The organism is Paenibacillus sp. P22, assembly GCF_000469945.2.
Classification (GTDB): Bacteria; Bacillota; Bacilli; order Paenibacillales; family Paenibacillaceae; genus Paenibacillus_O; species Paenibacillus_O humicus.
Window position 1 is genome coordinate 1 of the sequence record NZ_CBRA020000248.1, and the last position, 10,822, is coordinate 10,822.

The window sequence follows — 10,822 nt, forward strand, 5'->3', positions numbered from 1 at the left end:
GGCCAAGGCTCTTGCTATACGCGAAGCGCGAAAATCTGCTTGTCGTCCATCTTGCTACTGCAGCGGGCTTGATACCAGCAGCAGTTCCGGATTCCGGGCGACGGCCTCGCTGCAATATTCGCAGACAATTTTTACCACCATATCGCCATCCGGGTTATACGCTATTATATCGCTGCGTTCTTCGAGGGTCAAGAAATGCAGGCCGAGCCTGTTCTCCGTAATTCCTTGCACGCTGGAGATCGAGCCGAGCGGCGTCCGGCAGTGCCTGCATTCATAATGGATTGCCATGTGGGGCCTCCTGTCCAACATATCGTTGGCTACAGTATGTCCACTTTCTGGCTTTCTAACTCCTGTCCGGCAGGGGGCAGCGATTTTCCTGCTCCATGCCGCTCTATCAGGCGATACCGGGAAGGTCATCCGACCGTCGGCTTGCCGTCAGGCGTTGAACTTGCCCATCGTGTCGTCGAACGGATGGTCCAGCGCATGCTCCGCCGCATCGCATGCCTTGTCGATCATTGCCTGCACAGCATCCCGGTCTGCCTTCGGGAAGTTCGAGAGCACGTAATCGGCGATGATCATGCCGTTCGTCGGACGCGACACTCCCATGCGGATCCGGTTGAAATTCTGCGTCCCCATATGCTGGATGATGGACTTGATGCCGTTGTGCCCGCCCGGTCCTCCCTGATAGCGCAGGCGGATCTTGCCCGTCTCCGTATCCATGTCGTCATAGACGACGATGAGATCTTCCAGCTTGGCTCCAAAATAATCCATATAGGCCCGCATCGACTCGCCGGACAGGTTCATGTAGGTCATCGGCTTGATTAGGACGACCTTCTCCGCTCCGACGCGTCCTTCGCCGATCAGCGCCTTGCATTTGCTCGTATTGACCTTGATATCCCATCGCTTCGCCAGTGCGTCCACCACTTTGAAGCCGATATTGTGCCGGGTATCCTCATATTGGCTGCCTGGATTTCCCAGGCCGACGATCCATTTCATCTGCTGCCGCACCTTCCTTGTCCTGCCGCTCCTCATGGAGCGCTTCTATCCTGTCACTGTACCATAAAGACCGCTGCCACGGCTACGAGCAGGCGGGCACGGGCGGCAGCTTCCCTGCAGCCGTCATGGAAACGAAAAAAGCGCGCCCCCTAGGGACGCGCCATGGCTGCGGCGGGACTACTCCTCGTCCACCGCGTTGGCATCTTCGGAACGGGCAGCCGCCTTCTCGTCTTCCTTGGCCGCTTCGTCGGCTTCCTCCTCGGAAACTTCCTTCTGCGGTGCCAGGACGGCTACGACGACCTGCTCGGCATCCGACAGCGCCGTGATGTTGCCCGGCAGCTTCAAATCGCCGACAAGCAGATTCTCGCCCACTCCGAGGGACGAGATATCCGCCTCGATGGATTCGGGGATGTCGTTCGGCAGGCACTGGATCTCAAGCTCATGCAACGATACCGACAGGACGCCGCCTTCGCGGACGCCGGCGGAATCTCCTGTGAGATCAATGCGCACGGCCGTCTTGATCTCTTCATTCATATTGATCTGATGCAGATCGATATGAACCACCTTGCGGGAAAGCGCATCGCGCTGCACGTCCGTAATCATGACCGGCTGCTTGCCCGCATCCGGAATCGACAGCTCGATGATCGCGTTCGGATGGGAACGGAGCAGATGCATGATTTCCTTTTCGTCCAGGGAAATAACCGATGAAGATTCCAATTTCTTGCCATATACAACCGCAGGCACCTTTCCCTCCTTGCGGAGCTGGCGCAGGCTTCCTTTGGAAGCGTTCGTGCGGGTCTGTGCTTGCATCGTAATTGCCATAATCGATCTTCCTCCTCTATAGGTCATACACCTGTGGACATATTGTCCGACTTTCCCTAACTATACCCATCCGGGCGCTCGTTTAAACACTTCGAGGGCTTGCGGCCGATCTCCGGCCGCTTCCTGATCCGGGTGCCGCTAACTTTCCCGAGACAGCAAAACCCCCTGATCCGTTATACAGGACCAGGGGGAAGGGCAAGGGCTATTCCGTTTTGCTGCGTTCCTTCTTCGCTTTGGCTCTCGAGCGGATCTTGTCCGCATAACCGGGCTTGTTCACCTGGCGCTCGCGGGCGATGGCGAGATCTCCTCCAGGCACGTCGTGCGTGACGGTGGAGCCGGCTACGACATAGGCTCCATCTCCGATATGAACCGGAGCGATGAGATTGACGTTGCTGCCGATGAAGGCGTCGTCGCCGATGACCGTCTTCGACTTGTTGAAGCCGTCATAGTTGACCGTGATGGCGCCGCAGCCGATATTGACCCCGCGGCCTACTTCCGCATCGCCCACATAGCTCAGATGGGATACTTTGCTGTCATCTCCAAGCACAGCGTTCTTCAGCTCCACGAAGTCGCCGATCTTGCAATCCTTGCCGAGCTTGGAGCCCGGCCGCAGATTGGCGTAAGGGCCGATCGAGCTGCCGTCTCCCGCTTCGGACTGATCGATCGTGGAATAGCGGACGGTCACGCCGTCTCCGATGACGGAGTCCGCGATATCCGCCGACGGGCCGATGATGCAGTCCTCTCCGATGACTGTGGAGCCCCTCAGAACAGTGCCGGGATAGAGAATCGTATCGGCTCCGATCTTCACATCGGCTTCGATATAGGCGCTGCCCGTATCGATGACCGTGACGCCGTTCACTTGATGGCGGCGCACGATGCGCTGGCGCATGAGGCTTTCCGCTTCTCCGAGCGCAATGCGGTCGTTGATGCCGATCGCCTCGGCCAGATCGCTCGTGCAGTAGGCCTGGACCGTCTCGCCTTCCGAGACGAAAATGCCGATGACATCGGTCAGGTAGTATTCTCCCTGGGCGTTGTCGTTGGTGACGCGGGAGAGCGCGTCGAACAGCTTGCGGTTGTCGAAGCAGTACGTGCCCGTGTTGATCTCGCGGACGGCGGCTTCGGCTGGGGAGCAGTCCTTCTGCTCCACGATGCGCTCGACCGCGCCTTCGGAGCCGCGGATGACACGGCCGTAGCCGGTCGGATTAGCAAATTCGGCCGTCAGCACCGTTGCGGCCGCGCCTCTTGCCTGATGAAGCTCGATCATCGCATTCACCGTCTCGACCGTCACGAGCGGCGTATCCCCGCAGACGACGAGCGTAATGCCCTCCTCCTGCCCGAGCAGCTCCCTAGCCTGGATGACCGCATGTCCGGTGCCGAGCTGCTGCTCCTGCAGCACGAATTCGGCGCGGTCTCCCAAATAAGATTGAACGGCTGCGGCTCCGTGGCCGACGACAACGACGGTTCTGGAGCAGGACGCCTGCTCCACCGTATCTACGACATGTCCTACCATCGGCTTGCCGCATACGGGATGCAGCACCTTGTACAGCTTGGATTTCATCCGCTTGCCTTGTCCTGCCGCAAGCACGACCGCCATTACATTCACCGCTTGATTCCCTCCTGTGTTCCCCATTATGTACACTGACTATATCCCATCATAGGGCAAAAAGAAAGGGAGCCCGAGGGGCCCCCCATCCATGCATTTGTCCGAAAGGCCCCTGCTGATCGAGGCCATTGAAAATATGTCGCTGCAGACGGAAATCATTCTTCCGATCGCTGTTGTCCCCAGATTTCTCTGATTTCTGCCGCTTTAGCGGTTGAAATCCGGGGACAAAGGCGACCACATCCGTTTCTCCAGAACGATTTCGCGCCTTACGCTGCTTTTTCATTGGCGCCTACTGATTCAGGCACCTTCTTCGATTGCAACTTCTTCTTCCGTTGCTGCGCGCTCGTACTCGGCGAGTACGGCAGCTTGAATCTTCTCCCGAGTGGTGGAAGAGATCGGGTGGGCAATATCCCGGAATTCCCCATCCGGCGTACGTTTGCTTGGCATTGCGACGAACATACCATTGTTGCCGTCAATGACGCGAATATCATGAACGACAAATTCATTATCAATGGTGATGGAAGCAATGGCCTTCATACGCCCTTCGGAATTAACGCGGCGGAGTCTGACATCGGTAATCTGCACTTGTGTTCACCACCTTTGCCTATCGAAGACTTGGTGTATAATTCCACATTTCCATGCAGATTCCTTCTTAATTCTGGGAATTGAAACCCGTTTTAAGAAATAAATTTTGGAAAAAAATATAATTCGTTACGATTCGACAGGGATCGAAGCGATCAGTTCGATTTCGACAAAAACATCCTTCGGAAGACGTGCGACTTCAACGGCCGAACGGGCCGGCTTGTGCTCTCCGAAGTAGGAAGCGTAGATCTCGTTGACCGCCGCGAACTGATTCATGTCCTTCAGAAAGACGGTCGCCTTGATCACATTGCCGAGCGACGAGCCGCCTGCAGCAAGCACGGCTTGCAGGTTGCGGAATACTTGATGGGTCTGTTCCTGGATGCCGCCTTCGATCAGCGATCCGTCCTCAAGCAGCGGAATCTGGCCCGATGTGAACAGAAGGCTGCCGAACTGGACCGCGTGGGAGTAGGGGCCGATCGCGGCAGGCGCGCCGGCGGCTGTAATCGGTTGGACATTCATGGATAGGTAGCCTCCTAGGAATTGAAATAGTTGCCCGGAACGACGGTCGTCTGCTTCGTCTTCATATCCACGGCCGTAAGCTTTGCCAGAGACACGTAATCCTCGAGAAGCCGCTCCTCGGTCCCGACCTCTCCGGATTCGACGAACACGCCGACGCCGGCGACGGTCGCGTTGAATTCATGCAGCAGGTCCATCATGCCCTGCACGGTGCCTCCCGCCTTCATGAAGTCGTCGATGATCAGGACGCGGGACTGCTCCTTGAGCGCGCGGCGGGCCAGCGACATCGTCTGGATTCGCTTGTTGGAGCCGGATACGTAATTGATGCTGACGGCAGAGCCCTCCGTCACTTTGTTGTCGCGCCTGACGATGACGACGGGAAGATTGAGGCAGCTTGCGGTAGCGTAAGCGAGCGGAATCCCCTTGGTCTCTACCGTCATGACGACGTCGATGCGGCGGTCTGCGAAAGCGGTCGCAAAAATCCGGCCGACATCGGCGAGCAGTCCGGGCTGCCCGAGCATGTCCGTCATGTACAGATAGCCGCCTGGGAGCACGCGCTCCGGAAGCTCAAGCTCGCGGCATACGCCCCGGATGATCTCCATCGCCGGTTCCTGCGGCATGCGCGGGATGTAGCGCACTCCGCCCGCCGCTCCAGCCAGAGTCTGGAGCTGGCCGATGCCTTCCTCTTCGAATACTTCCTTGATGATAGCCAGATCCTCGCTGATGGAGGATTTCGCAGACTGATATCGATCAGCAAAAGCTGTAAGAGATATTAACGTATGGGGGCGGGATAATAGATATTGGGTCATCTCGACCAGTCTTGCGCTTCGCTTTAATTTTTTCATTGGGAATCCCCCTGGCTAAATCCGAATATTATAAAGACAATATATCATCTTTATACGGATTCAATCAAGGTTGATGTCCATTCTATGTCAGCATTCTTACCACATAGACTTCCTTGCAAAAGCCTCGGAGTCCATTGTAGATTCGGGCGAGCTTGGATTCCTTGGTCACGAGGCCGAATACCGTCGGGCCGCTGCCCGACATCAGCACGCCGTCCGCTCCGAGGCGCTGCATGCTTTCCTTGAGCTGCGCGACTTCCGGATACAGGGACAAGGTGACGTCTTCCAGCACATTGCCCATCTCCTCGCAGACTCCCTGGAACGATCCTGTGCGGATCGCCTCCATCATGCCGCTGAGCGAAGGATGTCTCGGCACGCTGTCGGCCCGAAAGCGCCCGTATACATCGGCGGTCGACACGTTGATAGGAGGTTTCGCCAGCACGACCCAGCAGGAAGGGGGATTGTCGATGCGCTGCAGAATTTCTCCGCGTCCCGTGGCCAGAGCCGTTCCTCCCGTGACGCAGAACGGCACGTCGGAGCCGAGCTCCGCTCCGAGCTTGCACAGCTCCTCGTCCGGAATGCCGAGCTTCCACAGGCGGTTCAGTCCGCGGAGCGCCGCGGCCGCATCGCTGCTTCCGCCTGCGAGTCCGGCGGCGACCGGAATCTTCTTGTCCAGATGGATATATACGCCTTTGCGCACATCATAGCGCTCCTTGATGAGACGCGCGGCTTGGAAGGCCAGATTCTTCTCGTCCAAAGGTATGTAGCCCGCCTGGCTGGAAATGATGATCGTGTCTCTCTGAAGCTCTTCCATCTCCAGGCGATCCGACAGATCTACCATGGTCATGATCATTTCAACCTCGTGATAGCCGTCCGCGCGCTTGCGCAGCACGTCCAGCAGCAGGTTGATTTTGGCCGGGGCCTTCTCGTAGATTTTCATATGTCGTCACCCGTTCGTTAGATAAACTGGATTTATTATACCATCCGAACGGATAAAAGCGAAAGCGGCCCCATGCGCGGGAAACCGCGCCGGAAGCCGCTTGTCATGCTCTAGCTCTGGTTCTGGCGGGATGCGGCCTGCTCGGCCATCTGAATGGCGCGCTTGACCATATTGCCCGCATCCTTCGCCTTGATGCCGCCCCATCCTTCTTCCTGGACCGTGTCATAAAAGCCAAGATCCTTGGCGAGCTCCACCTTCAGCTGTTCGGACATTATGCTGCGTCTTCTGCGGCTCATGCGTAGCCTCCTTGCCCTCCGGCTGTATTGGGCCGTCAACGGCGACAGCCCTTCCTGTAGTATGAGAGCGGACTCCCGCTTCTATGCGGTCCCCGAAAGCAAGCATAAAAAAAGCACGACAGCCGGCAGCGGTCGCGCGAAGTTCCCCGGTTAAGCATCTATTGGACGATCAGTGAACGGGATTGATCCTTACTTGGCCTTCGTCGTTGCAGACGGTGACCTCGACGGAATCCGTCAGAATGTCCGCGTAACTATAGGACACACGCTTGAAAGCATGCTGATCCTGATCCAGCTTGACAATGAAAACAGATGGGTAGGTTTCTTCCAAAACACCGGAACGTTCAACCGTCTTGCGCCGGCCTCCGTTAGCCCGCAGCATGATTTTGGCTCCAACATGTGCTTCCATGCTGCGCTTGATCTCAGACAAAGCATTTCTAGCCATTGGCAACTACCACCTCTTTCCTTGTCCATTATAGCCCAAGGGAGGAGGCGTTGTCAAATAAACGAAAATTATATCATCGCTCCAACTTTAGTGTCAATGAAAATTTTTCGACTTCGCTTTCAAGATGAATAAGGATTTACAGCTTACGCATAATAAGGGTTTGGCTTCACATTTGTAACCGTCTGCGGCTTCGGAAGACCGACCCTGTAACGTCCCATCGTCTCGATTCCGCCCACCCCGTCGATGCCCGAAATCGTGCCGTGAATGACATCCGGCAGGTTGATCGGCTCCCGGATCGACGTGTAGCTTGCCTTGATGGCGATATAGACCGGATCGAGCGCATGAATAAGGATGCGTCCCGGCGAGCTGGCGAAGTTGGCTCCGGACTGCAGCAGCGCCTCATAATGGGACTGGCATGCCCCTGCGACCACAATCAGATTGTCGCGGTTCTTGTCATACTCCCGGGCCACATGGACCGCGTTGACGAAGTTCTGGGAGTTCTTATAACTGCCTATGCTGTAGAGATCGCCTGTAGGGCGGTTCTTGAGCAGGCCGTCATGGCCGGTAATGACGACGACATCCGGCTTCACCTGCGGCAGCAGATGGTACAGCAGATCCGCCATCTGCGGTTCGCCGACGTGAAGGCCTTGAGCCGGCACCTTCATCTGATTGTACAGCTGCATGCTTTTGCGCATATAATTGGCGTCGCCGTCCAGATGCAGAACTTTGCCGGGCAGGTCGAAATATGCCTGTGCGGAAGCATTGGAGTCTCCGGGACGGAAGTCCATCTCGTGATGGACGGACTGATCGATCAGCTCTTGGCTCATTCGCTGGTTGGACGCCTTCACCTTGCTTCGGACCGACTTCGTGACGCCCAGCTCCTCCGGATCGGCCACCTTCGTCAGGTCGCCGAGCGGCGCGTCGGCGAGCAGACGGTAATCCGCTCCCTTCAAAATGGCGGTATCCCCGCGTATAGTTTCGATGCGGAACAATACATCCCCGCCGTAGGAGCGCCGAACGACAAAATCCCCTTGATTCATTAGGCCCATCACCTCTGCCTTATGGTATGGGCATAGGCCGCCGGAGGTGACAACGGGTTTTCGGCGCTGCGTGACTGGCGCGGCTCCCAAGGCAAAAAGCCCTTCATGAAAGGTCCCATCGGATCCTCATGAAGAGCTTCGCTCAGCCGCAGCAGCGCTGCCGGGTCTGTCAGCCCTTAAGGCCATGCGCTTCAAGCGCTGCCGTCAGAGAGGCATATTCCTGCAGCGACAGCGTTTCGCCGCGCCGCACGGGATCGATCCCCGTCGATTCGAGGATGCGGGTAAGCTCCTCCCGCTTGTCCTTGCCTATCCAGGAGGACAGATTGTTGTGGATCGTCTTGCGGCGCTGCGCGAAGCAGGCTTGAACCGTACGGAAGAAGAAATCCTCGTCCGCAACGTCCACGGCAGGCTTGTCGCGCATCGCCAGCTTGATGACGGCCGAGTCGACGTTCGGCTGCGGAATGAACACCGTATGAGGCACGATGCAGACAAGCTCCGGCACCGCGTAATACTGGACCGCCACGCTGAGGCTGCCATAGGCCTTCGTGCCGGGCTTGGCCGCCATCCGCTCCGCGACTTCCTTCTGGATCATAACCACGATGTTCTCCAGCGGCAGCCGCTCCTCCAGAAGCTTCATCAGGATCGGTGTCGTCACGTAATAGGGCAGATTGGCCACGACGCTGACGGCGCTCACCTCGCCGAACTGCTCCTTGAACAGCTCCTGCAGGTCGATCTCCAGCACGTCGCCGTGAACGATGCGCACATTCTCGTCGGCTTCCAGCACCTCCTGAAGAATCGGGATCAGCCGCCGGTCGATCTCGACCGCTGCCACCTTGCCTGCTTCCCTGGCCAGCTGCTGGGTCAGCGCGCCGATGCCGGGACCGATCTCCAGCGCCCCTTTGGTGGGATCCAGTCCGGCCGCGGCTACGATCTTGTTCAGAATATTGGGGTCGATCAGGAAGTTCTGCCCCAGGCTCTTCTTGAAGGAGAAACCATGCCTCTCGATGATTTCCTTCGTTCTTCTAGGTGTCGCTACGTCCACGGGCGATCTCCTCCTCCATCTGCCGCAAGGCTTGTCCGAATTCTTCCTTGGTGATCTGAAAGCTGGCGCAGCGCTTCAGGAACTGCTTGCCGTTGCAGTAGCCGATGCCCAGCCGGTTGCCCATGAGCAATCGCCGCCGGGCCGCATCGCCATGCACCAGCAGACCCGCCTCCAGCAGATCGGCATTGGTGATTTCCGCCTTCTCCGGATCTCCTTCCGTCCGAACGGACGCCAAAGCTCTCCTGACCGCTTCCGGCGAGGCATTCTCCACGCCGATATCGCCTTTGTACAAGGCGTCCTCCTGCGGCAAAAAGGCATGCTTGCAGCCGGGCACCCGCTGCGAGACGATTTTGCGTATTCTCTCTCCGGCATGATCGGGGTCGGTGAAGATGATGACTCCCCGCCGCTGCATGGCGAGCTCGATGCGGCGCAGCACTTCCTCGCCGATCGCCGAGCCGTTCGTTTCGATCGTGTCGGCTTCCACGGCGCGCCGAATCGCTGCCGTGTCGTCCTTGCCCTCCACGACGATAATTTCTTTGATCAAGGCCTTGTCTCCTTTAATTCAATACGCGTGTAAGGGGGTATAAAAAGAAAAAGAGGCTCGAGCCTCTGAATGCCGGCCAGGCCCGAATCCGGACTGCGGCCCAAAAGGACGGCAGTGGTCCTAGCATAAGCCAAAAAAGCCCTCTCTACTCTCCTCATACCCGATAAACGTCCAAAACGGGACCGCCTCGAAAAGGCGGACCCGTATCGCTTGAATCAGCTCAGCTTCGGCTTGGTTGGTCCCAGCACGTATACGGTGTATCCGCGCTTCTTGCCGAACTGCTTCACGTAAGATTCACTCTCGTAGAACACGTCGATCTTCTTGCCGTTGATCGCGCTCCCCGTATCTTCTGCACGACGGAAGCCGATTCCTTCTATATATACCCACCATCCCATCGGGATGACATCCGGGTCGACTGCAATGGTGCGGCCTTCCGATACTTTTGCTCCGGAAGCGGTGATGCCGTAGCCGGCGTCGCCTTTGGATTTGCCCGTAGAAGCAAAACCGGCGGTATAAGCCGTCAGGGTGACGTTGTTCAGCACTTTCTTGGCTTTGAGCGAGAGGCCTGATTTGGTGACGGATTGCGATGCCGAAGACGCTGCGCTGAGAGCGACAGCTTTAGGCTTCGGCTTTTCCTTGGTGCCGACCGCAACGATCTTGTTGACGGCGGGCTGTTCCATCGATTTGGCGAGCAGCGTCATGGATACCATCTTGCCATCCTGGTATACCTTTTCGAAGGTTTTGACCAATTGGCCGTTCTGGCCGGCCTTCACCATTTTCAGCTGCCCCTTTTCCAAGGTAGCATCCTCTTTGCGGATGACGGTGAAAGGAATGTCGTGCTTTGTCGTGGTCGTATGCTTGTCGATTCGCAGCACCCGAATCGTCATGTTCGGTTTCAGCTGCGAGGAGGTGTCAGGGAGAATTTTGTCTTGCTCGCGAATCGGAATATTGGACTCTCCGATCGCGGCCTTCACGGTTTTTTCGGTCGTGTACACCGTCGTAGTCTTTCCGTCAGCCATAATCGTCACCGGCACAGCCTGATCAACAATGATCCGGTCTCCATCCTTGAGCGCCGCGCTCAGCGGAACGGAAATCTGGTCGTGCGGTCCGACAGTTATAGCTTGTTCATCCAGTAGGTGCTGCAGGACATCCTGCTT

Annotated in this window: 14 protein-coding genes; all 14 read right to left on the bottom strand. The window is 57.3% G+C overall.

Annotation, left to right across the window (positions count from 1 at the left end):
- Positions 1 to 54: 54 nt before the first annotated feature.
- Positions 55 to 288, bottom strand: a complete 234-nt coding sequence (locus tag BN871_RS24645) for an anti-sigma-F factor Fin family protein (protein WP_048749648.1) — start codon at positions 286 to 288, stop codon at positions 55 to 57.
- A gap of 147 nt (positions 289 to 435) precedes the next feature.
- A complete protein-coding gene (pth, locus tag BN871_RS24650) occupies positions 436 to 996 on the bottom strand; it encodes an aminoacyl-tRNA hydrolase (protein ID WP_048749650.1) in 561 nt (186 codons plus the stop codon).
- A 177-nt stretch (positions 997 to 1,173) separates the two neighbouring features.
- Positions 1,174 to 1,818 carry a 50S ribosomal protein L25/general stress protein Ctc gene (locus BN871_RS24655; RefSeq protein ID WP_048749652.1) on the bottom strand — a complete coding sequence of 215 codons (645 nt, stop codon included), beginning with the start codon at positions 1,816 to 1,818 and terminating at the stop codon, positions 1,174 to 1,176.
- A gap of 202 nt (positions 1,819 to 2,020) precedes the next feature.
- Positions 2,021 to 3,421 carry a bifunctional UDP-N-acetylglucosamine diphosphorylase/glucosamine-1-phosphate N-acetyltransferase GlmU gene (glmU, locus tag BN871_RS24660; protein WP_048749654.1) on the bottom strand — a complete coding sequence of 467 codons (1,401 nt, stop codon included), beginning with the start codon at positions 3,419 to 3,421 and terminating at the stop codon, positions 2,021 to 2,023.
- Positions 3,422 to 3,718: 297 nt separating this feature from the next.
- Positions 3,719 to 4,006, bottom strand: coding sequence for a septation regulator SpoVG (gene spoVG, locus BN871_RS24665; RefSeq protein WP_020620824.1), 288 nt, complete (start codon positions 4,004 to 4,006; stop codon positions 3,719 to 3,721).
- Between the two features lie 126 nt (positions 4,007 to 4,132).
- A complete protein-coding gene (locus BN871_RS24670; protein WP_048749659.1) occupies positions 4,133 to 4,522 on the bottom strand; it encodes a Rid family detoxifying hydrolase in 390 nt (129 codons plus the stop codon).
- Between the two features lie 14 nt (positions 4,523 to 4,536).
- Positions 4,537 to 5,364, bottom strand: a complete 828-nt coding sequence (gene purR, locus BN871_RS24675; RefSeq protein WP_048749661.1) for a pur operon repressor — start codon at positions 5,362 to 5,364, stop codon at positions 4,537 to 4,539.
- An 82-nt stretch (positions 5,365 to 5,446) separates the two neighbouring features.
- Positions 5,447 to 6,301, bottom strand: a complete 855-nt coding sequence (gene ispE, locus BN871_RS24680) for a 4-(cytidine 5'-diphospho)-2-C-methyl-D-erythritol kinase (protein WP_021878498.1) — start codon at positions 6,299 to 6,301, stop codon at positions 5,447 to 5,449.
- Positions 6,302 to 6,411: 110 nt separating this feature from the next.
- Positions 6,412 to 6,597, bottom strand: coding sequence for a small, acid-soluble spore protein, alpha/beta type (locus BN871_RS24685; protein WP_048749664.1), 186 nt, complete (start codon positions 6,595 to 6,597; stop codon positions 6,412 to 6,414).
- A gap of 169 nt (positions 6,598 to 6,766) precedes the next feature.
- Entirely contained in the window at positions 6,767 to 7,039 is a 273-nt protein-coding gene (gene veg / locus BN871_RS24690) for a biofilm formation stimulator Veg (protein ID WP_048749666.1), read from the bottom strand.
- A 143-nt stretch (positions 7,040 to 7,182) separates the two neighbouring features.
- On the bottom strand, positions 7,183 to 8,079 hold the full coding sequence (yabG, locus tag BN871_RS24695; protein WP_048749669.1) for a sporulation peptidase YabG: 897 nt from the start codon (positions 8,077 to 8,079) through the stop codon (positions 7,183 to 7,185).
- A gap of 169 nt (positions 8,080 to 8,248) precedes the next feature.
- Positions 8,249 to 9,121, bottom strand: a complete 873-nt coding sequence (rsmA, locus tag BN871_RS24700) for a 16S rRNA (adenine(1518)-N(6)/adenine(1519)-N(6))-dimethyltransferase RsmA (RefSeq protein ID WP_048749670.1) — start codon at positions 9,119 to 9,121, stop codon at positions 8,249 to 8,251.
- Positions 9,102 to 9,665 carry a ribonuclease M5 gene (rnmV, locus tag BN871_RS24705; protein WP_048749672.1) on the bottom strand — a complete coding sequence of 188 codons (564 nt, stop codon included), beginning with the start codon at positions 9,663 to 9,665 and terminating at the stop codon, positions 9,102 to 9,104. The genes rsmA and rnmV overlap by 20 nt, the downstream gene beginning before the upstream one ends.
- A gap of 215 nt (positions 9,666 to 9,880) precedes the next feature.
- Positions 9,881 to 10,822: 3D domain-containing protein (locus tag BN871_RS24710; RefSeq protein ID WP_048749673.1), on the bottom strand; the 942-nt coding region annotated here is incomplete at its 5' end.